Here is a 25942-nt window from a genome sequence, read left to right as displayed (position 1 = left end):
CAGCCATGTCCCTCGACCACCGGCTCTCCGCCGAGCACCAGGAACTCCGCCGCACCGTCGAGGCGTTCGCGCACGACGTGGTGGCGCCGAAGATCGGCGACTACTACGAGCGGCACGAGTTCCCGTACGAGATCGTCCGCGAGATGGGCCGCATGGGCCTGTTCGGGCTGCCGTTCCCCGAGGAGTACGGCGGCATGGGCGGCGACTACCTGGCCCTGGGCATCGCCCTGGAGGAGCTGGCCCGGGTCGACTCGTCCGTGGCGATCACCCTGGAGGCGGGCGTCTCGCTCGGCGCGATGCCGCTGCACCTGTTCGGCACGGAGGAGCAGAAGCGGGAGTGGCTGCCCAGGCTCTGTTCGGGCGAGCTGCTCGGCGCCTTCGGCCTGACCGAGCCCGGCGCGGGCAGCGACGCGGGCGGCACCCGCACCACCGCCGTCCGGGACGGCGACGAGTGGGTGATCAACGGCTCGAAGTGCTTCATCACCAACTCCGGTACGGACATCACGGGCCTGGTGACGGTCACGGCGGTCACCGGCCGCAAGCCGGACGGACGGCCGCTGATCTCCTCGATCATCGTCCCCTCGGGCACGCCCGGCTTCACCGTGGCGGCGCCGTACTCCAAGGTCGGCTGGAACGCCTCGGACACCCGGGAGCTGTCCTTCTCCGACGTCCGGGTGCCCGCCGCGAACCTGCTGGGCGAGGAGGGCCGGGGGTACGCGCAGTTCCTGCGGATCCTGGACGAGGGCCGGGTGGCCATCGCGGCGCTCGCGACGGGGCTGGCGCAGGGCTGTGTGGACGAGTCGGTGAAGTACGCGAAGGAGCGGCACGCCTTCGGCCGTCCGATCGGCGACAACCAGGCCATCCAGTTCAAGATCGCGGACATGGAGACCCGGGCGCACATGGCCCGGATCGGCTGGCGGGACGCGGCCTCCCGGCTGGTGCTCGGCGAGCCGTTCAAGAAGGAGGCGGCCATCGCGAAGCTGTACTCCTCGACGGTGGCGGTGGACAACGCGCGGGAGGCGACGCAGATCCACGGCGGCTACGGCTTCATGAACGAGTACCCGGTGGCCCGGATGTGGCGCGACTCGAAGATCCTGGAGATCGGCGAGGGCACCAGCGAGGTCCAGCGGATGCTGATCGCACGGGAGTTGGGGCTCCAGGCCTGATCCCGGGACGGACCGGACCCGTCGCCCGCCGGGGCGGCGGGTTCCGTCGTGTCCGGGGGGGGTTCCGTCGTGTCCGGGGGGGGTTCCGTCGTGTCCGGGCGGCGGGTTCCGTCGTGTCCGGGGGCAATCGCGTGTCGGGTGCGTCAGGCCCTCAGGTCCCGGCCCGGCGCCGGGCCGTCAGCCCCTCAGGCTCCGACCTCACGTTCAGTCATGAGGTTAGGCTAACCTATCTTCGCCTCCCTTCGGGGGCCCCCGCCCGTACCGCAAAGGTGTCCCGCCCCATGACGCACGCCGCGACCGCGCCCTTCCAGTTCTTCCGCCTCCAGGTGGACCGGACCCGGCGGCTCGGCCCCTCGCTGGTCCGGGTCACCTTCACCGGGGAGGAGCTGAAGGGCTTCGCCGCCGGGGGCCGCGACCAGTCGCTCTCGCTCTTCCTTCCGCACCCCGGCCAGGACGCCCCCGTCATGCCCCCGCTGGACGACCCGGACATGTACGCGGTGCTCGGCGCCTGGCGCGCGATGCCCGCCGACGAGCGGGCCGTGATGCGCTCGTACACCGTCCGCGAGCAGCGCGTGGCGCCGGACGGCTCCAGCGAGGTGGACATCGACTTCGCGCTCCACGAGGACGGCGGTCCCGCCTGCCGCTGGGCCGGACGGGCGGCGCCCGGCGACCGGGTGGTGGTGCTCGGGCCCGCCGTGGCCGACAACACCGCCGTCCGCTTCCGGCTGCCGGAGGACGCCGACTCCGTACTGATCTGGGCGGACGAGACGGCCCTGCCCGCCGCCTCGGCGATCCTGGAGTGGCTGCCCGCCGACACCCGCGCCCAGGTGTTCCTGGAGGTCCCCTACTCGGGCGACCGCACGGACCTGGCGACCCGCGCCGACGCCACCGTCACCTGGCTGGTCCGGGAGGAGGGCGCGCCGTCCGGAGTGGAGGCGGTGCCCGGGGCGGAGCTGCCCGGGGCGGCGCCGTACGTCTGGCTCGCGGGCGAGTCGGGTTCGGTGAAGGCGCTGCGCCGCCACTTCGTGCGGGACCGGGGCCTGGACCGGCGCCGGGTGACGTTCGTGGGGTACTGGCGCAAGGGGCTGTCCGAGGACGCGCTGCGTGAGGTCCCGGACGAGACCCAGGAGGACGCCCTGCGCGAGGTCCCGGACGAGACCCAGGAGGACGCCCTGCGCGAGGTCCCGGACGAGGCGCGGGAAGGCGCGTAACCCCTCGGACGGGACCGAGGAGCATTCAGGGGCACTTCGGACACCTTGCACGTCAAGTGGGGTGCCCCAGGGGGCGCGAGGGGCTGACGGGTGAAAAGTTAGGTTAGGCTAACCTTGTTTTCACCGTGTCGCCCCTCGCCCCCCTTTCCTGTCCGGAGGGCGCGACCGAGCCCCGTACCGGGAGGCCCCCACATGCGCTCTCACCTGCTCAACGACGCCACGGCGGAGAGCTACCGACGCTCCGTCACCGAAGGGGTCGAGCGGGTGGCGGACAAAATCGCCACGACGCGCGGTCCGTTCACCGGCGTGACCCCCGCCGAGCTGGCGCCCGTCATCGACGCCGTCGACCTCGACCGGCCGCTCGGCGACACCACCGCCGCCCTCGACGAGCTGGAGAGCGTCTACCTCCGCGACGCCGTCTACTTCCACCACCCGCGCTACCTGGGCCACCTCAACTGCCCGGTCGTCATCCCCGCCGTCCTCGGCGAGGCCGTCCTCTCGGCGGTCAACTCCTCCCTGGACACCTGGGACCAGAGCGCGGGCGGCACCCTCATCGAGCGCAAGCTCGTCGACTGGACCACCGGCCGCATCGGCCTCGGACCGGCCGCCGACGGCGTGTTCACCAGCGGCGGCACCCAGTCCAACCTCCAGGCGCTGCTGCTGGCCCGCGAGGAGGCCAAGACCTCCGACCTGGCGAAACTGCGGATCTTCTCCTCCGAGTGCAGCCACTTCAGCGTCCAGAAGTCGGCCACCCTGCTCGGCCTGGGCGCGGACGCCGTCATCTCCATCCCGGTCGACGGGAACAAGCGGATGCAGTCCGTCGTGCTCGCCGCCGAGCTGGCCGCCTGCCGCGCCGAGGGCCTGGTGCCGATGGCGATCGTCGCCACGGCGGGCACCACCGACTTCGGCTCCATCGACCCGCTGGCCGAGGTCGCGGCCCTCGCCGACGAGTACGGCGCCTGGATGCACGTGGACGCCGCCTACGGCTGCGGTCTGCTCGCCTCCCCGACCCGCCGCCACCTCCTGGACGGCATCGAGCGGGCCGACTCGGTCACGGTCGACTTCCACAAGTCCTTCTTCCAGCCGGTGAGTTCCTCCGCGCTGCTGGTCCGCGACGGGGTCACCCTGCGGCACGCGACCTACCACGCGGACTACCTCAACCCGGCCCGCACGGTCGCCGAGCGGATACCCAACCAGGTCGACAAGTCCCTCCAGACGACCCGCCGCTTCGACGCGCTCAAGCTCTGGATGACCCTGCGCGTGATGGGCGCCGACGGTGTCGGCGGGCTCTTCGACGAGGTCTGCGACCTGGCCGCCGAGGGCCACGCGATGCTCGCCGCCGACCCGCGCTACGACGTCGTGGTCGCCCCGCAGCTCTCCACCCTCGTCTACCGGTACGTCCCGGCGGGCGACGCCTCCCCCGAGGACGTGGACCGGGCCAATCTGCACGCCCGCAAGGCCCTGTTCGCCTCGGGCGAGGCCGTCGTCGCCGGGACCAAGGTCGACGGCCGCCAGTACCTCAAGTTCACCCTGCTCAACCCCGAGACCACCACGGCCGACATCGCGGCCGTCCTCGATCTGATCGCCGGCCACGCCGAGCAGTACCTGGGAGAGAACCTTGTCCACGCCTGAGACGGCTCAGACCCATGACTTCATCGGCATCGGGCTCGGTCCGTTCAACCTCGGGCTCGCCTGCCTGACCGAGCCGATCGACGAGCTGAACGGCGTCTTCCTGGAGTCGAAGCCCGACTTCGAGTGGCACTCGGGGATGTTCCTCGAAGGCGCCCACCTCCAGACCCCGTTCATGTCGGACCTGGTCACGATGGCCGACCCGACCTCTCCCTACTCCTTCCTGAACTACCTGAAGGACAAGGGGCGGCTGTACTCGTTCTACATCCGCGAGAACTTCTACCCGCTGCGGACCGAGTACAACGACTACTGCCGCTGGGCCGCCGCCCGGGTCTCCTCGATCCGCTTCTCGACCACCGTCGCCTCGGTGACCTTCGACGAGACGGCCGAGCTGTACGAGGTCACCACCGAGGCCGGGGAGACGTTCCGCTCCGCCCGTCTGGTGCTGGGCACCGGCACCCCCGCGTACGTCCCCGAGAGCTGCCGCGAACTCGGCGGCGACCTCATCCACAACTCGCGCTACCTGCAGAACAAGGAAGCGCTCCAGAAGAAGAAGTCGATCACCCTGATCGGCAGCGGCCAGAGCGCCGCCGAGATCTACTACGACCTGCTCTCCGAGATCGACGTCCACGGCTACCGGCTGAACTGGGTCACCCGCTCCCCGCGCTTCTTCCCGCTGGAGTACACCAAGCTCACCCTGGAGATGACCTCCCCCGAGTACGTGGACTACTTCCACGCGCTCCCCGAGGACACCCGCTACCGCCTGGAGACCGGCCAGAAGGGCCTCTTCAAGGGCATCGACGGCGAACTGATCGACGCCATCTTCGACCTGCTCTACCAGAAGAACCTCGGCGGCCCCGCCCCCACCCGCCTCCTCACCAACTCCGCCCTGCGCGGCGCGGAGTACCACGAGGCCTCGGGCACGTACCGCCTGGACTTCCGCCAGGAGGAGCAGGGCAAGGACTTCACCCTGGACACCGACGGCCTGATCCTGGCCACCGGCTACAAGTACGAGGTCCCCGCCTTCCTGGAGCCGGTCCGCGACCGCCTCAAGTGGGACTCCCGGGGCCGCTTCGACGTGGCCCGCAACTACGCTGTCGACACCACCGGACGCGGGGTGTTCCTCCAGAACGCCGGGGTGCACACGCACTCGATCACCTCGCCGGACCTCGGCATGGGCCCGTACCGCAACGCCTACATCATCGGGGCGATGCTGGGACGCGAGTACTACCCCGTCGAGAAGACCATCGCCTTCCAGGAGTTCGCGGTATGACCGTATCCATACGTCCCTTCGACCCGTCGAAGGACTCCGGGCTGATCCACCCTTGGGTCACCCACCCCAAGGCGTCCTACTGGATGATGCAGGGCGCGAGCCTCCAGGAAGTCGAGCGCGAGTACACCGCGATCACCGCCCACCCGCACCACCATGCCTTCATCGGGCTGGTCGACGGCGTGCCCTCGTTCCTGATGGAGAGCTACGACCCGACCGAGCTGGAACTGGTCGGACTGTACGACCCGCTCCCCGGTGACGTCGGCATGCACTTCCTCGTCGCGCCCACCGACACCCCCGTGCACGGCTTCACCCGGACCGTGATCACCGCCGTCATGGCCGAGCTGTTCGCCGACCCGGCGACCGCCCGGGTGGTCGTCGAGCCCGACGTGGCCAACAAGGCCGTCCACGCCCTCAACGAGGCCGTCGGCTTCGTGGCCGAGCGCGAGATCCAGAAGCCCGAGAAGAAGGCCCTGCTCAGCTTCTGCACCCGCGCGGACTTCGAGGCCGCCGTGGCGGTGGCCGCATGAGCACCGCGCACGGCGCCGAGGCCGTCGCCCACCTCACCCCCGAGCGCTGGGCCGACGCCGACCGCGCCCTGATCCGCAAGGGCCTCGCCGAGTTCGCCCACGAGCGGCTGCTGCACCCCAGGGAACTGGGCGAGAGCCGCTACGAGGTCCTCAGCGACGACGGCACCACCGGCTACCGCTTCACCGCCGACCGCTTCGCCCTCGACCACTGGCAGGTCTACCCCGAGTCGATCAGCCGACACCGGGGCGAGGAGCGGCTGCCGCTGGACGCGCTCCAGTTCATCACCGAACTGCGCGGCTCCCTCGGCCTGAGCGACGAGGTCCTCCCGGTCTACCTGGAGGAGATCTCCTCCACCCTCGCCGGTACGGCCTTCAAGTCGGCCAAGCCGCCCGTCACCTCCGCCGAGCTGGCCCGCGCGGGCTTCCAGGCGATCGAGACCGGGATGACCGAGGGCCACCCCTGCTTCGTCGCCAACAACGGGCGCCTCGGCTTCGGCGTCGACGAGTTCCACGCCTACGCCCCCGAGGCCGCGAGCGAGATCCACCTGATCTGGCTGGCCGCCCGCCGCGACCGCGCCACCTTCACGGCCGGCGCGGACATCGAGTACGAGGCCTTCGTCCGCGCCGAACTGGGCGACACCGCCGTGGACGGCTTCGCGGCGGTCCTCACCGCGAAGGGCCTCGACCCGGCCGACTACCTGCTGCTGCCCGCCCACCCCTGGCAGTGGTGGAACAAGCTGTCCGTCACCTTCGCCGCCGAGATCGCCCGGCAGCGCCTGGTGTACCTGGGCGAGGGCGACGACGCCTATCTGGCGCAGCAGTCCATCCGGACCTTCTTCAACACCTCGGACCCGTCGAAGCACTATGTGAAGACGGCCATGTCCGTCCTCAACATGGGCTTCATGCGGGGCCTGTCGGCCGCGTACATGGAAGCCACCCCGGCCATCAACGACTGGCTGCACCAGCTGATCGAGTCGGACTCCGTCTTCGCGGCGGCGCGCTTCTCGATCATCCGCGAGCGGGCCGCGATCGGCTACCGGCACCTGGAGTACGAGGCCGCCACCGACCGCTACTCGCCCTACCGGAAGATGCTGGCCGCGCTCTGGCGCGAGTCCCCGGTGGCGGGCATCGCCGAGGGCGAGCGGCTGGCCACGATGGCCTCGCTGCTGCACGTCGACCACACGGGCGCGTCCTTCACCGGCGCGCTGATCGAGGAGTCGGGCCTCGCGCCGACGGTGTGGCTGCGCCGCTACCTGGACGCCTACCTGCTGCCGGTGCTGCACAGCTTCTACGCGTACGACCTGGCGTTCATGCCGCACGGCGAGAACGTGATCCTGGTCCTCGACGAGCGGGGCGCGGTCGTGCGGGCGGTGTTCAAGGACATCGCCGAGGAGATCGTCGTCATGGATCCGGCGGCAGTCCTGCCGCCCGCGGTGGAGCGGGTCCGGGCGGACATCCCGGAGGACATGAAGCTGCTGTCCGTGTTCACGGACGTCTTCGACTGCTTCTTCCGCTTCCTGGCGGCGACCCTCGCGGCGGAGGGCGTCCTCGACGAGGACGCGTTCTGGCGGACGGTCGCGGAGTGCGTGCGCGGCTACGAGGAGTCGAAGCCGGAGCTGGCGGACCGGTTCGCGCAGTACGACATGTTCGCGGAGACCTTCGCGCTGTCGGCCCTCAACCGCCTCCAGCTCCGCGACAACCGGCAGATGGTCGACCTGTCGGACCCGTCGGCGGCCCTCCAGCTGGTCGGCGACCTGGTGAACCCGATCGCGCGGTTCGCCTGACGGACCCGGCGCGAGCCCCGGCGGAGTACGGTCCTCCGCCGGGGTCCGCGCCGTCGTGCGCGCGTTTCCGTTCCCCGTTGCGCCGTCGTGGGCGCGTTTCCTTCTCCGCGCTCGGTCGTCGTGCGCGCGCCCGTGGCGTCCTTCCGGGCGCGCGGTCCGGCTACGGCGCGGGCCAGGGGACCTCGGGGGAGCGGTACCAGTCGATGCCGAGGGCCTCGAAGCGCGGGGCCTGCTCCGCGAGCCTGACCTTGTACGTCTCCCAGTCGTGGCTCGCGGCCGGTGACCAGCCCAGTTCCGCCACGCCCGGCAGGCGCGGGAAGGCCATCACGTCGAGGTCGTCCGTGGTGGCCAGGGTCTCCGTCCACAGCGGCGACTCGACGCCCCGGACGGCGGACGCGGGCGCGCCCGGCAGATAGGTGTCGGGGTTCCAGTCGTAGGAGCGCCTGACCTCGACGTACCCGGCCCAGGCGAGGCCGAGCGGGGTGTCCTTGGTGTACTTCATGTCGAGGTAGCTGCGGTCGGCGGGCGAGAGGATCAGACCGCTGCCGGCGCGGGCGGCCGCGGCGACCCGTTCCTTCTCGGCGGCGGGGGTGCGGTCGAGGCCCCAGTACTGGACGAGGGCGCCCTCGGCGGGGGTGGTGGCGGTGAGCTGGTGCCAGCCGACGACCTTCTTGCCGTACTTCGCGACGACCGGCTGCACCTTGTCCATGAAGGTCTTGTAGTCGGCCTGGCTGGTGGAGTGCGCCTCGTCGCCGCCGATGTGGATGTACCGGCCGGGGGTGAGCGCGGCGATCTCCCGGATCACGTCGTCGACGAAGTCGTACGTGACGGCCTTGGGGACGCACAGGGAGCTGAAGCCGACCTTGATGCCGGTGTAGAGGGGCGGGGCGACGCCGTCGCAGTTGAGGTCGGCGTAGGAGGCGAGGGCCGCGTTGGTGTGGCCCGGCAGGTCGATCTCGGGGATGACCTCCTGGTAGCGGGAGGCGGCGTACCGGACGATCTCGCGGTACTCGTCCTTGGTGTAGAAGCCGCCGGGGCCGCCGCCGACCTCGGTGGAGCCGCCGTAGGTGGTGAGGCGGGGCCAGGAGTCGACCGCGATGCGCCAGCCCTGGTCGTCGGAGAGGTGCAGGTGGAGGGTGTTCACCTTGTAGAGGGCGAGCTGGTCGATGTACCGCTTGACCTCGTCGACGGTGAAGAAGTGCCGGGCCACGTCGAGCATGGCGCCCCGGTAGCCGTAGCGGGGGGTGTCGGTGACGGTGCCGCCCGCGACCTTCCAGGGGCCGGGCTGGACGCTGTCGCGTTCGACGGCGGCGGGCAGCTGCTGGCGGAGGGTCTGCAGGCCGCGGAAGAGTCCGGCGGGGGCGCGGGCGGTGAGGACGAGGCCGCCGGGCGCGGAGCGCAGCCGGTAGCCCTCGTCGCCGAGGGCGGTCTCGTCGGGGCGCAGGCGCAGCCGGATGCCGCCGTCGGCGGCCCGGTCGTCGACGACGGGCAGCGGGAAGCCGGTGGCGGGGCGCAGGAGTCCGGCGAGGTACTGGCCGAGGGCCTTGGACTCGGCGGAGCCGGTGTCGACGCCGATGCGGGTGGTGCGGGTCAGGGTGTACGGCTCGCCCTTGGGGGAGACGGACGCGGGTACGGGCACGATCCGGCCGAGCGGCCGGACCTCGGGCTCGACGGCCGACCGGCCGCCGCGCTTGCCGTCGGTGGTGCGGCCGTCGGCGGCGGCCTCGCCGCAGCCGACTCCGGCTGCGGCGACCAGGAGGAGGGATCCGATCAGGCGTGGAATCCTTCGGCGCTGTTTCACGGGCTGGGTCCCCTTCAGGCGTTGGACACGTCTGTGGAGTTCTATATCCGAACCTTCACCATGCGTACCGCCGGGGGTCCGAACGGTCAAGGTCTGGACCAAGCCACGTTTTCTCGACCTGGATCATGAAGCTCCTGCCCGATATCGGGCAGGATTCTTGCAAAGGGCCTCGCTCACCCCTCAGTATTCACGGGTGCTCGAACGCCGCCCGTCACACGACGACCTCATCGACCACCTGGTGCGCAGCACCGCGCTCCAGCGCGGCGAAGCGGCCCGGGTGATCCTCGACGTGCTGGCGTACTTCGACGAGACGACCGAGGAGTTCGTCCGCCGCCGCCACCGTGAACTGCAGTCCGGCGGCTCCGTGAACGCGGAGATCTTCGAACGGATCGCGGCGGAGCTCCCGCACCGGGCCGTGGCGCCCCAGGAGCTCTCGCTCCGGCAGCTGCGCCGCATCGTCTACGGCTGAGCACACTCGTCAACCTGGAGGGGTTTCACCTTTATGTGCGGAATTGTCGGTTACATCGGTAAGCGTGACGTCGCCCCGCTGCTCCTGGAGGGCCTGCAGCGCCTGGAGTACCGGGGATACGACTCGGCGGGCATCGTCATCACCAGCCCGAAGGCCTCCGGCCTGAAGATGGTGAAGGCCAAGGGCCGGGTCCGTGACCTGGAGGCCAAGGTCCCCAAGCGCTTCACCGGCACCACCGGCATCGCCCACACCCGCTGGGCCACCCACGGCGCGCCGAGCGACGTCAACTCGCACCCGCACCTGGACCCGGAGAACAAGGTCGCCGTCGTCCACAACGGCATCGTCGACAACGCCCAGGAGCTCCGCGCCAAGCTGGAGGCCGAGGGCGTCGTCTTCGCCTCCGAGACGGACACCGAGGTCATCACCCACCTCATCGCCCGCTCGCGGGCCGACTCCCTGGAGGAGAAGGTCCGCGAGGCGCTCAAGGTCATCGAGGGCACCTACGGCATCGCCGTGATGCACGCCGACTTCAACGACCGCATCGTCGTCGCCCGCAACGGCTCCCCGGTCATCCTCGGCATCGGCGAGAAGGAGATGCTGGTCGCCTCCGACGTCGCCGCGCTGATCGCCCACACCCGCCAGGTCGTCACCCTCGACGACGGCGAGATGGCCACCCTCAAGGCCGACGACTTCCGCACCTACACGGTCTCCGGCACCACCACCACCGCCACCCCCGAGACCGTCGAGTGGGAGGCCGCCTCGTACGACATGGGCGGCCACGACACGTACATGCACAAGGAGATCTCCGAGCAGCCCGACGCGGTCGACCGCGTGCTGCGCGGCCGGATCGACGACCGCTTCTCCACCGTGCACCTCGGCGGTCTGAACCTGGACGCCCGCGAGGCCCGCACCATCCGCCGGATCAAGATCCTCGGCTGCGGCACCTCGTACCACGCCGGTCTCATCGGCGCCGGGCTCATCGAGTCCATGGCCCGCATCCCCGCCGACGCCGAGCCCGCCTCGGAGTTCCGCTACCGCAACCCGGTCGTGGACCCCGACACCCTCTACATCGCCGTCTCCCAGTCCGGCGAGACCTACGACGTGCTCGCCGCCGTCCAGGAGCTGAAGCGCAAGGGCGCCCGCGTCCTCGGCGTGGTCAACGTGGTCGGCTCCGCCATCGCCCGGGAGGCCGACGGCGGCGTGTACGTCCACGCCGGCCCCGAGGTCTGCGTCGTCTCCACCAAGTGCTTCACCAACACGGTCACCGCCTTCGCGCTGCTCGCCCTGCACCTGGGCCGCATCCGGGACCTGTCCGTCACCGACGGCAAGCGGATCATCGAGGGGCTGCGCAGGCTCCCCGCGCAGATCAGCGAGATCCTGGAGACCGAGGACGAGATCAAGAAGATCGCCGCGGAGTACGCGGGCGCCCAGTCGATGATGTTCATCGGCCGCGTCCGGGGCTACCCGGTCGCCCTGGAGGCCTCCCTCAAGCTGAAGGAGATCTCCTACATCCACGCCGAGGCCTACCCCGCATCCGAGCTGAAGCACGGCCCGCTCGCCCTCATCGAGCCCGCCCTGCCGACGGTCGCGATCGTCCCCGACGACGACCTCCTGGAGAAGAACCGCGCCGCCCTGGAGGAGATCAAGGCCCGCAGCGGCCGCATCCTCGCGGTGGCGCACCAGCCGCAGGCGAAGGCCGACCACACCATCGTCGTACCGAAGAACGAGGACGAGCTGGACCCCATCCTGATGGGCATCCCGCTCCAGCTCCTCGCCTACCACACGGCGCTCGCCATGGGCCGCGACATCGACAAGCCGCGCAACCTGGCCAAGTCCGTCACGGTCGAGTAGCGGCCGTCCGGGCCTGTCCCCCGGACCCGCGCCCGCCGGGCCTGTCCCCCGGCGGCTCGCCTGACACCAGAGCGGCCCCCGGTGCCTTCGCACCGGGGGCCGCTCCCCTTCTCGCCCGTCAGGCCGCCGGGACCGCGCTCCGGTTCGCCCGGCCGAGGGCCGTCGGCCAGCCCGCGACGGCCGCCGTGGCGCCGTACCAGGCGGCGAGACCGGCGACGGCGGCGACCCAGGCGCCCGCCTTGCCCAGCGCGCCGTTGTCCGCGAGCGCGCCCGTGCCCAGCAGCACCAGCGCGACGAACAGCAGTCCGTACACGCCCTGTCCGAACAGTCCGCTGCCCGAGGAGGCCAGCGTCAGGGTGAGCACCAGGAGCGCCCACAGGAGCAGGAAGACCCCGGCGGCGTCGGCGGAGGCGTCACCGCCGCCGGCCCCGATCCCCCAGGTGAACCAGAAGGCGCCGAGCGCCGTGTGTGCCGTGCCCTCGGCCTTGTCGCCCGCGCGCAGCGCGAGCAGCCCGACGAGGAAGAGCGTCACCCCGCCGACCCAGGTGGCGAGGCCCGCGGCATCCGCTGCCGCGACGTGGTCGATGACGCCCGTGCCACCCAGGCCGAAGGCCAGCAGGGTGAGTCCGAGGGCGAGGTGTCCGAGGGTGGAGGTGGTGTTTCCCGCGGCGATTTCGTTGCTCACGGCGGGCTCCCTTCAGGTGCGCAGTCATGCTGCGTGAGCTGCTGTGATCCGGTGACCCTTATGTACCCTTCACAAGCGCGCAATTCACCTGAGGAAGGCCGAAATTATGGCCGGGGAACGGCAGTTGACCGAGTGATCCGACGGGCCGTGAGTGACGACGCCAAGTGCCGGGCGGGGCTTACGGGATGACGATCACGGGCCGCTGCGCGCGGCGCGCGAGCCGCCCGGCGACGGAGCCGAAGATGCGGCCGACGATGCCGTGCGTGGAGCCGACCACGATGGCGTCGGCCGAGTACTCCCGCCCGACCTCCTCCAGTTCGTGGCAGATGTCCCCGCCGCGCTCGACGAGGATCCACGGCACCTCCGAGAGGTGCTCGGCGCACGCCAGCTCAAGGCCGAGGACCTCGGTGCGGTGGTCGGGCACGTCGACGAAGACGGGCGGCTCGCACCCGGCCCAGACCGTGGTGGGGAGCCGGTTGGCCACGTGCACGATGATCAGGCCCGAGCCGGAACGCCTGGCCATGCCGATGGCGTAGGCGAGGGCGCGCTCGCTGGACGTGGAGCCGTCGAAGCCGACGACGACCCCGTGCCGGAAGGCCGGATCGCAGGCGTGACGTGGCTGTTCCACCGCAAGGGGGTCGACCGTGGAGTCGGCGACGCGCTCGCGGTCCGCGGGTTCGGAGAATTCGTGACCGGCCATCGGTGTCTCGGCGAAGAAGGTCCTCGTGGGAAGGGACGGGGAACGGAGGGGACGAACGACGGGTGACGGCGGAGCTGTGTCCGGGAATCATCTTCCCAAGCCCATACCCCCAAGGGTACGGCGACACTCCTCTCCTGCCCAGAGCCCGCCGCGCCACACCCCGGTGTGCCGCCACTCGCTCACGGCGTTCCAGGGAGCATGCACGAGCGGTTCGCGATCTGGCAATGCCGGATGTGCCCTACAGGTGTCCGTACGGGGGCCAAACGGACGTCGCCGAGAGTGACCGGACCGTTCCGTTCCTCGTTGCCAGAGGTCCAGCCACCGTCGCAGGGAGAACGCCCGTGACCGCACCATCGACCGCCACCGGCCAGACCCCCGCCGCGCCCGCCCCCCTCCTCGCCGCGCCGCGCCGTCGCCGCCGGACCCCCGCGCCCCCGCCCGCCCGGGAGCCGGGCCCGGGCGCGGGCCCGGACACGAGGCCCGGCCCGGGGACTCCGGGCGACGGACCGGATGCCGGGACGGGTCCCGGAGCGGGGACGGATCCAGGAGCGGGGGCGGGTCCGGGACCCGGCGCGGGGGCGGGTCCGGGACCCGGCGCGGGGGCGGGTCCGGCGGACCAGGCGGGGGACGTCGTCCGGTGGGCGGTCTTCTGCTGCGCGCTCGTGCCGGTGGTCCTCCTCGTCTACGGCTCCTCCCTCGCGGGGGCGGCCGGAACCGCGTGCGGACTGGTCTCGGTGACGACCGCCTGCCGGCTGCTGCTGCGCCGCGCGGAGCGCGGACTGCGCGGCGAGGGCGCCCACGGCTCCCGGCGGGGCTGAACCGGCCGGGGGCGAACCGGGACGGAACGGGACGGAAATCGGGCCCCGCTCCCGTCCGCTCCTCTTCGAGTTGACAGGTTCGTACAACCGAACCCATATGTTTTCAGCCAACTTCCAGCCATCGGCGAGTCCTTGGCGAAACGGTTGGCCAACCCCGGTGCCGACACCCGGGAATGCCCCGCCCCAGGGGCCCGCACCCCCCGCGTACGGGGGTGTTTCCCGCACCGGCCCTCCCCGGGCGCCCTCACCCGGGAAGTCTCCGCGATCGATCGCTTCACGCCAAGTGGCCTTGTCGACAATCCATCGGATGGAGAACTTGTCACGCCGGTGCCACCGGACGCAGTAGATTCGATCATGGGTACCGAAGACTGGGGTCTCGTGCAGAACCGAGGGGAAACGTGCAGGTGCGACACGACCAGGGAGACGCGAACACCGAGGGGGGCTTAGCGTCATGAGCCAGGACTCCGCCGTACCGGAGGCCGCACGGAAGCTGACCGGACGCCGTCGTCGTGAAGTCGTCGCGGTGCTGCTGTTCAGTGGCGGCCCCATCTTCGAGAGCTCCATTCCGCTCTCGGTGTTCGGGATCGACCGGCAGGACGCCGGAGTGCCTCGTTACCGGCTGCTCGTCTGCGCCGGCGAGGACGGCCCGCTGAGGACCACCGGTGGACTCGAACTGACCGCGCCCTACGGCCTGGAGGCCATCAGCCGCGCGGGCACCGTAGTCGTCCCGGCCTGGCGGTCGATCACCTCGCCGCCACCGCCGGAGGCACTCGAAGCGCTGCGCAGGGCGCACGAGGAGGGCGCCAGGATCGTCGGGCTGTGCACGGGGGCGTTCGTCCTCGCCGCGGCCGGGCTCCTGGACGGCCGCCCGGCGACCACGCATTGGATGTACGCGCCGACGCTCGCCAAGCGCTACCCGTCGGTCCATGTGGACCCCCGGGAGCTCTTCGTCGACGACGGGGACGTCCTGACGTCCGCCGGAACGGCGGCCGGAATCGATCTGTGTCTGCACATCGTGCGGACCGACCACGGCACGGAGGCCGCGGGCGCCCTGGCGCGCCGGCTGGTCGTCCCGCCGCGGCGCAGCGGCGGTCAGGAGCGCTACCTCGACAGGTCTTTACCTGAGGAGATCGGCGCCGACCCGCTGGCCGAGGTCGTCGCCTGGGCGCTGGAGCACCTCCACGAGCAGTTCGACGTGGAGACCCTCGCCGCCCGCGCCTACATGTCACGGCGGACCTTCGACCGCCGGTTCCGCTCGCTGACCGGATCCGCCCCGCTCCAGTGGCTGATCACCCAGCGGGTGCTCCAGGCCCAGCGGCTGCTCGAAACCTCCGACTACTCGGTCGACGAGGTGGCGGGCAGGTGCGGCTTCCGCTCCCCGGTGGCACTGCGCGGCCACTTCCGGCGGCAGCTCGGCTCCTCGCCGGCCGCCTACCGGGCGGCGTACCGCGCCAGGCGACCGCAGAGCGACACCAGCACGGTGGTGCTCGACCCGATGGTGCCCGCCCAGGTGGCGGCCGGTGGCCGACGGCCCGGGCTCGAACCGGGCAAGCCGCACTCCGACGCCTACGCACCCGGGCGCCCCGCGCTCCCGGGCCAGCGCAGCGCGCCGTAACGAAGGACCGGCGCGGCCACCGGCCGCGCCCCGCGGGACCCACGGGCGTCCGGGAGATCTCTCCCGGGCGCCCGTCGGCCTGCTCGGAGACCCTGAAGCCCCCTAAGGTAGGACGCATGAACGATCGCATGGTGTGGATCGACTGCGAGATGACCGGGCTCTCGCTGACGGACGACGCACTCATCGAGGTGGCCGCACTGGTCACCGACTCGGAACTGAACGTACTCGGCGACGGGGTGGACATCGTGATCCGCCCGCCGGACGCGGCCCTGGAGACCATGCCGGAGATCGTGCGCCGGATGCACACGTCCTCGGGCCTGCTCGACGCGCTCGCCGACGGCACCACGCTCGCCGACGCGGAGGCCCAGGTCCTCGCGTACATCCGCGAGCACGTCAAGGAGCCGGGCAAGGCTCCCCTGTGCGGGAACTCGGTCTCCACGGACCGGGGCTTCCTCGCCCGGGACATGCCCGCCCTGGAGGGCCACCTGCACTACCGGATCGTCGATGTCTCCTCGGTCAAGGAACTGGCCCGGCGCTGGTACCCGAGGGCGTACTTCAACAGCCCGGAGAAGAACGGCAACCACCGCGCGCTCGCCGACATCCGCGACTCCATCGCGGAACTGCGCTACTACCGCGAGGCGGTCTTCGTCCCGCAGCCCGGCCCCGACTCGGAGACCGCGAAGCGGATCGCCGCGCGGTACGTCGTCCCGTCCGAATGACCCCCTTCTCGCAGGGCCGCTCGCGCCCCCGGAACCCGCCGCGGAAAAGGCGGGCGCGAGCACCCTCCGGGACCCTGTAGACTTCTTCTCGGCCGGTCAGGGAAACCTTCGGGAAGACCGCTGGTCATGGTGGGTATAGCTCAGCTGGCAGAGCACCTGGTTGTGGTCCAGGATGTCGCGGGTTCAAGTCCCGTTACTCACCCTGAAGACTGAGGCCCCGGTTCATCGAACCGGGGCCTCGGTCGTTCCACGGCGCGGGGGCGGCCCACGACCCCGTGCGGCCGTCCCACCCCTTCTCCGTCGAGGAGCGCCTGTGACCTCCCTCTCCCTCCGGCGCGCCGGGGCGTCCGTCCTCGCCCTGGAGGCCGCGTACGTGCTGTTCATATACGTGGCCTTCGCCGTCGCGGCCTCGGAGGATCCCGAGCCCGCCCCTGCGGGCTCGGGATCCCTGCCCGTGGTGGAGGCGGCGGCCGTCGTCCTGGTGATCTGCGCCGCCGCCCTCCTCGGACTGCCCGCCCTCGCGAAGAGGGTCCCCGGCTGGATCCGGGCCGTGGTGCTCCTCTGCACGGCCGCCGTCCAGCTGTACGTCGTCCGGGCCGCGACGGCCAATGCCCTGGAGCAGGGACTCGAACCGGACGCGGTGCTCAACGCGCTCATGGTGCTGGGTGCCCTGGTCGCCACCGCCGCCTGCGTCCTGGGGCTGCGCGCCCCGGCCGGCCGGACAGCGGCCGGAAGCCCGGCCGCCGGGGTCTGACGGACCGGGGAGGCGGCCGGTGCGGGCCGTGCGGGTGAGTTCCGGGGCGCCCCGCGAGCTGCCGCCGGGCCGCCGGACGGGGCCGCACTACGGTCGGGGCCCATGGGGAGCGGGCGGAGGAGCACAGGCGCGTACGGGACCGCTCTGACCCTGCTCCTCCTGTCCGCCCTCCTCTCCGCGGGCTGTGCCACCGACCCCGGGGGGCCCTCCCCGGCACGGGCGTACCGCGCCGGGGACGGCGGGTCCCGGCCCGTCACCCTCACCGTCGGGGTGTTCGGCACCTTCGGCCTCCAGGAGGCCGGGCTCTACGACACGTACATGCGGCTCCGGCCCGACGTGGCCGTCCGGCAGACCTCCCTCACCCGCAACGACGTCTACTACCCGCAGCTGCTGACCCATCTCACCGCCGGGTCGGGGCTCGCCGACGTCCAGGCCGTCGAGGTCGGCAACATCGCCGAGGTGATCACCACCCAGGCCGGCCGGCTCGTCGAGCTCGGCACCGCCCCCGGGGTGGACCGGCGGGCCTTCCTGCCGTGGAAGTGGGCGCAGGGCACGGGGCCCGACGGGCGCGTCCTCGCCCTCGGCACCGACATCGGCCCGCAGGCCGTCTGCTACCGCAAGGACCTCTTCGCGAAGGCCGGACTGCCCACCGGGCGGGACGCGGTCGGGCGGCTGTGGGCCGGGGACTGGCGCCGGTACCTGGCCGTGGGGCTCCGCTACCGCGAACGCGCGCCGAGGGGCACGGCGTTCACGGACTCCGCGTCCGGGGTGCTGTCGGCGGTCCTGGCGAGCGCGCCCGTACGCCACTACGACGGGCGGGGCGCCCTCGTGGTGGCCGACAACCCGGCCGTACGGGAGGCCTGGGACCTCGCCGCCTCGTTCGCCCGGCGGGGGCTGACCGCCCGGCTCCAGCAGTTCACCCCCGGCTGGGACCAGGCCTTCGCCAACGGCACCTTCGCCAGCATCGCCTGCCCCGCCTGGATGCTCGGCTACATCCAGGACAAGACGGGCCCCTCGGGCCACGGGCGCTGGGACGTGGCGGCGGCCCCCCGGCCCGGCAACTGGGGCGGTTCCTTCCTCGTCGTGCCCGCCGCCGGACGGCACCCCGCCGAAGCGGCCCGGCTGGCGGCCTGGCTGACCGCCCCGGCCCAGCAGGCACGGCTCTTCGCCCGGCGCGGGAGCTTCCCGAGCGCCTCGGCCGCGTACCCGCTCCCGGCGGTGTCGGGGGCCCGCGCCGCGTACTTCGGCGGCGCGCCGGTCGGCGCCCTCTTCGCCGAGGCGGCCCGGGGCGTCCCCCGCGCCCCGGTGGGCCCCAAGGACGGGCTGATCGCCCAGACCCTGGCCGACACCGGGATGCTCCAGATCGACCAGACGGGCCGGGACCCGGACGACGCCTGGCGGGCCACGATGAAGGCCCTCGACAACGCGCTGGACCGGTGACACCGGTGCCGGACCTGACGGACCCCCGGGAGCCGGGCGGCGGAGACCCGCCGGGAACCACGGGCGCGGGAGCGGCGGCGGCCCCGCAGCCACCCGTACCGGACCTCACCCCCGGCGCCCTACCGGACCTCACCCCCGGCCCGGTGAGGGACCTCACGCCCGGCCCCGTACCGGACCTCGCCCCCGAGCAGGTACCGGCTCCCCCTCCGGCCGGACCCGTCCCGGCGCCCCTCCCCGTGCTCCCCGCCGCTCCGGCGGCGGTGTCCGGTCCCCCGCCCCGCCCGGGGCGCGGGCCCTCGCGCGGCCGGGTCGGGCGGCGGCGGGCCTGTGCTCCGTACGTCCTCCTCTCCCCCTTCTTCGTGTTCTTCGGGGCCTTCGGCGTCTTTCCCCTGGCCGCCACCGCCTGGGCCTCCCTGCACCGGGTCGAGCTGACCGCGCCCGAGCGGGCCGAGTGGGTGGGGCTGCGGAACTACACCCGGCTCGCCGGTGACGAGTTCTTCTGGAACGCCCTCGGCAACACCGTCACCATCGGCGTCCTCGCCACCGTCCCCCAGCTGCTGCTGGCGCTCGGCGTGGCCCATCTGCTGGACGTGCGGCTGCGCGGCCGGGGCTTCTTCCGGGTCGTCGCCCTCGCCCCGTACGCCACCTCCGTGGCCGCCGCGACCCTGGTCTTCGCCCTGTTCTTCGGGCGGGACCACGGGATGGCCAACTGGGTCCTGACCGGCCTCGGGGCGGGCCCGGTGGACTGGCAGAACGGGCCCTGGGCCGCGAAGGCCGCCGTGGCGTCGATCGTGATCTGGCGCTGGACCGGCTACAACGCGCTGATCTACCTCGCGGCCATGCAGACCGTCCCCCGCGAGCTGTACGAGGCGGCGGCGCTCGACGGGGCCTCCCGGTGGCGCCAGTTCCTGCACGTGACACTGCCGGGGCTGCGGCCCGCGCTCGCCTTCACCGGGCTCGTGTCGGCGATCGGCGCGACCCAGCTGTTCGGGGAGCCGCTGCTGTTCGGCAGCGGGGCGGGCGCCTCGGGCGGGGCGGACCGCCAGTTCCAGACGCTGGGCCTCTACCTGTACGAGCAGGGCTGGGTGAACCTGCACCTGGGGCGGGCCGCCGCCCTCGCCTGGACCATGCTCCTGATCCTGGTCGCGGTCTGCGGGGCGGCCCGGCTGCTCCCCGTCGTCCTGCGCGGGCGCACGGCGCGGAGGGCGGGCTGATGCGGACCGAGCGCGCCGGGGCGGGCACGTACGCGCTGCTCGCGCTGTTCACCCTGGTCTCCCTCTTCCCGCTCCTCTGGACGGCGGTCGCCGCCTCCCGGACCGGTACGCGGCTCGCGGCCACCCCGCCCCCGTTCCGCTTCGGCCGGAACCTGGCGCGGAACCTGGAGATCGCCTGGACCGACGCCCGGCTCGGCGAGGCGCTCCTCAACACCTCCCTGGTGGCCGGGACGGTCGCCACGGGGACGGTGGCGTGCGCGACCCTCGCCGGTTTCGCCTTCGCCAAGCTGCGGTTCCGGTTCCGGGGCGTCCTGCTCCTGCTCGTGGCGGGGACGATGCTCATCCCGCCGCAGCTGGGGGTGGTCCCGCTCTATCTGCTGATCGCCCGGCTGCGCTGGACGGACGAACTCCAGGCGGTGGTGCTGCCCTCGCTGGTGTCGGCCTTCGGGGTGTTCTTCATGCGCCAGCACCTCGTGCGGGCGCTCCCCTCCGAGCTGCTCGAAGCGGCCCGGATGGACGGGGCGGGGACGGTACGGACCCTGTGGCACGTGGTGCTCCCGGCGGCGCGGCCCGCGATGGCGGTGCTCGCGATGCTGTCCTTCGTGGCCGCCTGGAACGACTTCTTCTGGCCGGTCCTGGCGCTGACCCAGACGGGGAACCCGACGGTCCAGGTGGCGCTCACCGGCCTGGGACGGGGGTACGTGCCGGACCCGTCGGTGGTGATGGCGGGGGCGCTGCTCGGGACGCTGCCGCTGCTGGTGGTGCTCGCGCTGTTCGGGCGGCACATCGTGGGCGGGGTGATGCGGGGCGCGGTGAAGGGCTGAACGGGCGCGGGCCTCCCCGGGGCCCCGGCCCGATGGCCTCCCGCCCCGGGTGATTCGTCCTTCCGGGTCGCGCCACTCGTTCGGCCGCGACGGGTGATCCTCTTCGGCTCCCCCCTGCTAGCTTCCCCATATGTCCAATACGCTCACATTTCAGCGGTTTCGGGCGAGGTGAGGCCGCATGGGAGTCCTGCGTGACCATCCCGAACTCGCCCTCTTCCTCTGCCTCGCGGCCGGATACCTGGTCGGCAAGCTCCGGGTCGGACCCATCACCCTCGGAGGCATCTGCGGCACCCTGATCGTCTCGCTGCTGCTCGGCGCCTGGACCAAGGTCACCATCTCGGACGACGTGAAGACGATCTTCTTCGCGCTCTTCATCTTCTCGCTCGGCTACATGGCGGGACCGCAGTTCTTCGCCAACCTCAACCGCAAGAGCCTGCGCTTCTTCGCGCTCTGCTTCATCGAGGTCGTCTGCGTCGTCGGCATCGCCTTCGGTCTCGCCAAGGGCTTCGACCTGGACGTCGGCACCGCCGCCGGCATCCTCGCGGGCGCCGCAACCGAGTCGGCGGTCGTCGGTACGGCCACCGAGGCCATCGCCAAGCTCTCCGACCTGACCCAGGCGCAGATCGCCGAGTACCAGGGGCACGTGGCCACCGCGTACACGGTCTGCTACCTCTTCGGGCTCGTCACCATCGTCATCTATACCAGCCAGATCATGCCGATGATGCTGCGCATCAACCTCCGTGACGCCTCCCGCGCGCTCTGGGAGAAGATGCGCGGCAGCGGCGGCGGGCTGGAGTCCGACGAGCGCGAGGCGCTCCCCGGCATGGTCGGCCGGACCTTCCTCGTCACCCACGCCGACGGCAGCAAGGTCGTCGACCTGGAGCGGTCACTGGACCGCCGGGTCACCATCGAGGCGGTGAAGCGGGGCAGCAAGGTCCTCACCCCTCCCCCGCCCGACTTCGAACTGACCCTCTCCGACCTGGTCCTCACGGTCGGACGGCGGGCCAACATCATCGAGGCGGGCCGGGTCATCGGCCCCGAGACCCCGGCGATCCCCGGGCTCGACACCCCGCTGGCCACCACCCAGGTCTCGCTGACCGCCCAGAACACGGTGGGCAAGTCCCTGGACACCCTGGCGAGGGAACACCCGGAGTTCACCTCCGGCGGGGTGTACGTGACGGACGTGCTGCGCAACGACCAGCACCTGCCCGCGACCCCGGAGACCGTCGTCGCCCGGGGTGACGTGCTCACCCTGGTCGGCGCCCGCTCGGGGCTCGGCAAGCTGGCGTCGAAGATCGGTTCGGTCGTGAAGAACGACGCCACCGACTTCATCTACCTGGGCCTCGGCATCGTCTGCGGTTCGCTGCTCGGCCAGATCGTGGTCCGCTTCGGTGACGTCCCGATGTCACTGGGCACCGGCGGCGGCTGTCTGATCTCCGGTCTGCTCTTCGGCTGGTTCCGCTCCCGGACGCAGACCTTCGGCGCCTTCCCGCCCCAGGCGGCCTCGACCCTGAAGGACATGGGCCTGGCGATCTTCATCGCCTGCACCGGTCTGGTCTCCGGTCCGCAGGCCTGGCCGCTGCTCAAGGAGTACGGCCTGCTGCTGCCGTTCGCGGGGATCGCGATGGTCCTGGTGCCCGCGACGCTCTCGCTGATCATCGGACGGAAGCTGCTGAAGATCGAGAAACCGCTGCTCATCGGCGCCATCGCGGGCCAGCAGTGCTCGACCCCGGCGATCACCTCGATCACCCAGGTGGCGAAGAGCTCGGTGCCGATGCTCGGCTACACGATCACGTACACGCTCTCGAACTTCCTGCTGCCGCTGACGGGCCCCCTGCTCGTCGGTGTCCTCGGGGCGTGAGGGTGCCATGATCGACTTCCTCAACCGGAACATCTTCCAGCCCCACCCCGAGCTGCTGATCTTCATCACCGTCGCGTTCGGCTTCCTCTTCGGCAGGCTCCGCTACAAGGCCATCGCGCTGGGCGCGGTGACGGGGTGCCTGGTGGCAGGACTGCTGCTGGGCGCGCAGTTCAAGGTGACGATCGACGGCACGGTGAAGAACCTCTTCTTCACCATGTTCCTCTTCGCCCTCGGCTACAAGGTCGGCCCGCAGTTCTTCCGGGGACTGCGGAAGGACGGCCTTCCGCAGGTCCTCAACGCGGTCCTGGTCTGTGTGACGGGTCTGCTCGTCTCCTGGGGCTTCGCCGTGATGCTGGGGTACGGCCCCGGGCTCTCCGCCGGTCTGCTCGGCGGGGCGCTCACCCAGTCGGCGGTCATCGGTGTCGCCCAGGACGCCATCGGCAACCTGCCGGGGCTCTCCGCCGACCAGATGAAGACCGAGGAGAACCTGGTCGCGATCGGCTACGCCGTCACGTACCCGCTCGGCACGATCCTGTGCGCGATGCTCCTCGCCAACGTCCTGCCCAGGCTCTACAAGCGGGACCTGGCCGCCGAGTCCGCGCAGCTCGCCAAGGAGCTGGACGCCCCGGGCGACGACCCGGACCTGGCGGAGGGCTACTACGAGGTCGTGCTGCGCGCCTACCGGATCGAACACTCCCCGCTGGTCGGCCGGACCGTCGACGACTTCGAGAACCAGCAGAAGGAACTGGGGCACCGCATCTACGTCACCCGGGTGCGGCGCGACGGGCAGCTCCTCCCGCACGACCAGGACCTGGTGCTGCGCACCGGGGACGTGGTCGCCGTCAGCGCGCTGCGCGGCTCGCTCGTCGACTTCGACGCCCGGACGAACATCGGCCCCGAGACCGACGACGTGGAACTGCTCGGCTACGAGACCGAGACCCTGCACGTGGTCGCCTCGAACAAGGAGCAGCTGGGCAGGTCCGTCGCGGACCTGCGCCGGGAGCCCTTCATGGTCGGCGTGTACATCGACAAGATCTACCGGGCGGGCGCGGAGTACCCGTACCGCCTCTCCACCGAGCTGGAGCGCGGCGACACGGTGATCCTGACCGGTCCGAAGCGGCTGGTGGGTCCGGCGGGCAAGGCGATCGGCAAGCCGGTGCCGACCTCGTTCGCCACCGACATGCTCTGGGTGGGCCTCGGGATCTTCCTCGGCGGCTGCGTCGGCATCCCCGCGCTGACCGTGTCGGGCGTGCCGATCTCGCTCTCCACCTCCGGCGGCGCGCTGATCATGGGTCTGGTCTTCGGCTGGATCCGGGGCAAGTACCCGACGTACGGCAACGTGCCGCCCGGCGCCCAGTGGTTCATGGACACCCTCGGGCTCTGCCTCTTCGTCGCGGTCGTCGGCATCAACGCCGGGCCGAGCTTCACCAGCGGTCTGTCCACGGCCGGCTGGGGGCTGCTGATCTGGGGCGCGGTGGCGACGCTGGTCCCCCTGATCGTGGGCTTCCTGGTCGGCCACTACGTACAGAAGATCCGCTTCCCGATCCTGATGGGCGTGCTGGCCGGCGGCCAGACGACGACCGCGGCGATCGGCGCGATCAACGAGCAGTCCAAGTCCCAGATCCCCACCCTCGGCTACACGATCCCCTACGCGGTGGGCAACGTCCTGCTGACCATCTGGGGCGCCGTGATCGTCATCCTCAACCACTGAACCGGGACCGCCGGACCCAGACCTCTGGACCCAGACCTCTGGACCCAGACCGCCGGACCCGGACCACCGCCCCGGAACCACCGCCCCGACCGCTGACGGAAGTGAGTGCCCGCCGTGCCCAAGACCACCTTCACCCGTGCGGAGATCCAGTCCTTCGCACAGCTCTCGCCGTTCGAACTGAAGGACAAGTTCATCCGGATCGCGCAGGAGGCGCAGGCCGACAAGCCCGGCCAGAAGGAGAAGTCGCAGACACAGATGCTCAACGCGGGCCGGGGCAACCCGAACTGGGTCGCCACCGGCCCCCGCGAGGCGTACTTCGCGCTCGGCTACTTCTCGCTCTCCGAGTCGCGCCGCGTCTGGACCGCCGACGACCTCGGCGGGATGCCCGAGGTCGCGGGCTCCGGCGCCCGCTTCGACACCTTCGTCCGGCAGCACCCCGACCTGCCCGGCATCGAACTCCTCCAGAGCTGTGTGGAGTACGCCGTCGAACGCTTCGGCTTCGACAAGGACGCGTTCGTGCACGAGCTGACCGACAGCACGATCGGCGACAACTACCCGGTGCCGGGCCGCATCCTGCCGCACACCGAGCAGATCGTGCGGGGCTACCTGAACGACGAGATGTTCGACAAGCGGCCGCCCGCCGGGAACATGTCGCTGTTCACGACCGAGGGCGGCACCGCCGCCATGTGCTACATCTTCGACTCCCTGATGAAGAACGGGATCCTGAAGAAGGGCGACCGGATCGCCCTGATGGTGCCGGTCTTCACCCCGTACATCGAGATCCCCGAACTCGACACGTACGGCTTCGACGTCGTCAACGTCAACGCGAGCCTCTTCACGGAGACCGGGGTGCGCCAGTGGCGCTACCCGACCGAGGAGGTCGCCAAGCTGGCCGACCCGTCGGTGAAGATGGTCTGTGTCGTCAACCCGTCGAACCCGCCGTCGCTGGCGCTGAGCGAGCGGGTCACGAACCAGATCAAGGACATCGTCGCCACGGCCAACCCGAACCTGCTGATCGTCACGGACGACGTGTACGGCACGTTCGTCGAGGGCTTCCGCTCGCTCGCGGCGGACCTGCCCCGCAACACCCTCCTCGTGTACTCGTACTCCAAGCACTACGGCTGCACGGGCCACCGGCTCGGCGTGATCGGCCTCTACGACGACAACGTCATCGACGAGATGATCACGAAGCTGCCCCGGGAGGAGACGGACCGGCTGAACAAGCGGTACGGCACGCTCACCCTGGATCCGGAGAAGATCCGGTTCATCGACCGGCTGGTCGCCGACTCCCGTCAGGTCGCGCTCAACCACACGGCCGGGCTCTCGCTGCCCCAGCAGGTCATGATGTCGCTGTTCTCGCTCTTCGACCTGCTGCCCGAGGGACAGGCGTACAAGGAGCGGATCCGGGGCATCGTGCGCCAGCGTCTGGAACTGCTCCTCGAAGGCGCCCAGATGAAGATCGCCGAGGATCCGAAGCGGGCCGGGTACTACATCGAGCTGGATCTGCTCGCGGAGGCCGAGCGGGTGCACGGGAAGGACTTCGCGGACTTCCTGGAGAAGAACTACGAGCCGGTGGACCCGCTGTTCCGGCTCGCCGAGCAGACCAGCGTCGTCCTCCTCAACGGCGGCGGCTTCGACGGTCCCGAGTGGTCGGTCCGGGTCTCCCTGGCCAACCTCGACGACCTGGACTACCTGAAGATCGGCCACCATCTGCGGGCGATCTTCAACGACTACGCCGAGGAGTGGAAGGCCTCCACGGCCTGAGAGGGGGTGCGCGCCCCGGCCGGGGTAGGGGGTCTGCGGGCCGGGGCGCGCCTTGTGGGGGGAGGGGGTAGCAGGACAGACGCTAGCGCCCGGCGAACGGACAAAGGGGAGCACCGCGACATCGTG

At 71.3% G+C, this 25942-nt stretch carries 21 protein-coding genes and 1 tRNA gene; 19 read left to right on the top strand and 3 right to left on the bottom strand.

Annotated elements, in window-relative coordinates; all coding sequences use genetic code 11:
* Nucleotides 1-5: 5 nt before the first annotated feature.
* The 6 genes from ACIRQY_RS28115 to ACIRQY_RS28090 all read left to right on the top strand — a co-directional run bounded on the left by ACIRQY_RS28115 (nucleotide 6) and on the right by ACIRQY_RS28090 (nucleotide 7590).
* Nucleotides 6-1166, top strand: coding sequence for an acyl-CoA dehydrogenase family protein (locus ACIRQY_RS28115; RefSeq protein WP_351782494.1), 1161 nt, complete (start codon nucleotides 6-8; stop codon nucleotides 1164-1166).
* A 281-nt stretch (nucleotides 1167-1447) separates the two neighbouring features.
* Nucleotides 1448-2377 (top strand): siderophore-interacting protein, encoded by a 930-nt coding sequence (locus ACIRQY_RS28110; RefSeq protein ID WP_403930487.1) that lies wholly within the window; start codon nucleotides 1448-1450, stop codon nucleotides 2375-2377.
* A 192-nt stretch (nucleotides 2378-2569) separates the two neighbouring features.
* Entirely contained in the window at nucleotides 2570-4009 is a 1440-nt protein-coding gene (locus ACIRQY_RS28105; RefSeq protein ID WP_403930485.1) for a pyridoxal phosphate-dependent decarboxylase family protein, read from the top strand.
* Nucleotides 3996-5279, top strand: coding sequence for a lysine N(6)-hydroxylase/L-ornithine N(5)-oxygenase family protein (locus ACIRQY_RS28100; RefSeq protein WP_403930483.1), 1284 nt, complete (start codon nucleotides 3996-3998; stop codon nucleotides 5277-5279). Before ACIRQY_RS28105 ends, ACIRQY_RS28100 begins: the two co-directional genes overlap by 14 nt.
* Complete coding sequence (locus ACIRQY_RS28095) at nucleotides 5276-5806, top strand: GNAT family N-acetyltransferase (RefSeq protein ID WP_403930481.1); 531 nt, start codon at nucleotides 5276-5278, stop codon at nucleotides 5804-5806. Before ACIRQY_RS28100 ends, ACIRQY_RS28095 begins: the two co-directional genes overlap by 4 nt.
* On the top strand, nucleotides 5803-7590 hold the full coding sequence (locus tag ACIRQY_RS28090) for an IucA/IucC family protein (protein WP_403930480.1): 1788 nt from the start codon (nucleotides 5803-5805) through the stop codon (nucleotides 7588-7590). The genes ACIRQY_RS28095 and ACIRQY_RS28090 overlap by 4 nt, the downstream gene beginning before the upstream one ends.
* Before the next feature lie 160 nt (nucleotides 7591-7750).
* Here the strand turns inward: ACIRQY_RS28090 and ACIRQY_RS28085 are convergent, their stop codons facing one another.
* The gene (locus ACIRQY_RS28085; protein WP_351782512.1) at nucleotides 7751-9391 is read right to left on the bottom strand and encodes a beta-N-acetylhexosaminidase; all 1641 of its coding nucleotides are present in this window, start codon (nucleotides 9389-9391) and stop codon (nucleotides 7751-7753) included.
* A gap of 193 nt (nucleotides 9392-9584) precedes the next feature.
* On the opposite strand from ACIRQY_RS28085, the gene ACIRQY_RS28080 reads away from it, so the two are divergent.
* Together ACIRQY_RS28080 and glmS are read left to right on the top strand one after the other, a co-directional pair.
* Nucleotides 9585-9860, top strand: a complete 276-nt coding sequence (locus tag ACIRQY_RS28080; RefSeq protein WP_351782515.1) for a hypothetical protein — start codon at nucleotides 9585-9587, stop codon at nucleotides 9858-9860.
* Between the two features lie 33 nt (nucleotides 9861-9893).
* Nucleotides 9894-11711: a glutamine--fructose-6-phosphate transaminase (isomerizing) gene (glmS, locus tag ACIRQY_RS28075; RefSeq protein WP_351782518.1), complete on the top strand. Its 1818-nt coding sequence runs from the start codon at nucleotides 9894-9896 to the stop codon at nucleotides 11709-11711.
* A gap of 118 nt (nucleotides 11712-11829) precedes the next feature.
* Here the strand turns inward: glmS and ACIRQY_RS28070 are convergent, their stop codons facing one another.
* Complete coding sequence (locus ACIRQY_RS28070) at nucleotides 11830-12396, bottom strand: GPR1/FUN34/YaaH family transporter (RefSeq protein ID WP_403930477.1); 567 nt, start codon at nucleotides 12394-12396, stop codon at nucleotides 11830-11832.
* 178 nt (nucleotides 12397-12574) lie between these two features.
* Complete coding sequence (locus ACIRQY_RS28065) at nucleotides 12575-13096, bottom strand: universal stress protein (protein WP_351782522.1); 522 nt, start codon at nucleotides 13094-13096, stop codon at nucleotides 12575-12577.
* Between the two features lie 341 nt (nucleotides 13097-13437).
* Here ACIRQY_RS28065 and ACIRQY_RS28060 point away from each other — a divergent pair, with 341 nt between their 5' ends.
* The 11 genes from ACIRQY_RS28060 to ACIRQY_RS28010 all read left to right on the top strand — a co-directional run bounded on the left by ACIRQY_RS28060 (nucleotide 13438) and on the right by ACIRQY_RS28010 (nucleotide 25816).
* On the top strand, nucleotides 13438-13914 hold the full coding sequence (locus ACIRQY_RS28060; protein ID WP_403930475.1) for a hypothetical protein: 477 nt from the start codon (nucleotides 13438-13440) through the stop codon (nucleotides 13912-13914).
* Nucleotides 13915-14365: 451 nt separating this feature from the next.
* Nucleotides 14366-15529: a helix-turn-helix domain-containing protein gene (locus tag ACIRQY_RS28055; protein ID WP_351782527.1), complete on the top strand. Its 1164-nt coding sequence runs from the start codon at nucleotides 14366-14368 to the stop codon at nucleotides 15527-15529.
* A 116-nt stretch (nucleotides 15530-15645) separates the two neighbouring features.
* A complete protein-coding gene (gene orn, locus ACIRQY_RS28050; protein ID WP_403930474.1) occupies nucleotides 15646-16248 on the top strand; it encodes an oligoribonuclease in 603 nt (200 codons plus the stop codon).
* A 129-nt stretch (nucleotides 16249-16377) separates the two neighbouring features.
* Nucleotides 16378-16450: transfer RNA gene (locus ACIRQY_RS28045), tRNA-His, on the top strand.
* A 111-nt stretch (nucleotides 16451-16561) separates the two neighbouring features.
* Nucleotides 16562-17002, top strand: coding sequence for a hypothetical protein (locus tag ACIRQY_RS28040; RefSeq protein ID WP_403930472.1), 441 nt, complete (start codon nucleotides 16562-16564; stop codon nucleotides 17000-17002).
* A gap of 102 nt (nucleotides 17003-17104) precedes the next feature.
* On the top strand, nucleotides 17105-18442 hold the full coding sequence (locus ACIRQY_RS28035) for an ABC transporter substrate-binding protein (protein WP_403930471.1): 1338 nt from the start codon (nucleotides 17105-17107) through the stop codon (nucleotides 18440-18442).
* A 236-nt stretch (nucleotides 18443-18678) separates the two neighbouring features.
* Nucleotides 18679-19656, top strand: a complete 978-nt coding sequence (locus ACIRQY_RS28030; protein ID WP_403930556.1) for a carbohydrate ABC transporter permease — start codon at nucleotides 18679-18681, stop codon at nucleotides 19654-19656.
* Entirely contained in the window at nucleotides 19656-20480 is an 825-nt protein-coding gene (locus tag ACIRQY_RS28025) for a carbohydrate ABC transporter permease (RefSeq protein WP_403930469.1), read from the top strand. The genes ACIRQY_RS28030 and ACIRQY_RS28025 overlap by 1 nt, the downstream gene beginning before the upstream one ends.
* Before the next feature lie 178 nt (nucleotides 20481-20658).
* Nucleotides 20659-22341, top strand: a complete 1683-nt coding sequence (gene aspT / locus ACIRQY_RS28020; protein ID WP_403930468.1) for an aspartate-alanine antiporter — start codon at nucleotides 20659-20661, stop codon at nucleotides 22339-22341.
* A gap of 7 nt (nucleotides 22342-22348) precedes the next feature.
* Entirely contained in the window at nucleotides 22349-24052 is a 1704-nt protein-coding gene (gene aspT / locus ACIRQY_RS28015) for an aspartate-alanine antiporter (RefSeq protein ID WP_403930466.1), read from the top strand.
* Nucleotides 24053-24166: 114 nt separating this feature from the next.
* Nucleotides 24167-25816, top strand: coding sequence for a bifunctional aspartate transaminase/aspartate 4-decarboxylase (locus tag ACIRQY_RS28010; RefSeq protein WP_351782548.1), 1650 nt, complete (start codon nucleotides 24167-24169; stop codon nucleotides 25814-25816).
* Nucleotides 25817-25942 lie beyond the last annotated feature (126 nt).

Origin of the sequence: Streptomyces sp. NPDC101490, from assembly GCF_044767145.1 — a bacterium.
GTDB lineage: Bacteria > Actinomycetota > Actinomycetes > Streptomycetales > Streptomycetaceae > Streptomyces.
Note: the sequence above shows the minus strand (reverse complement) of the source record. Positions and strands in the feature narration are given on the sequence as shown.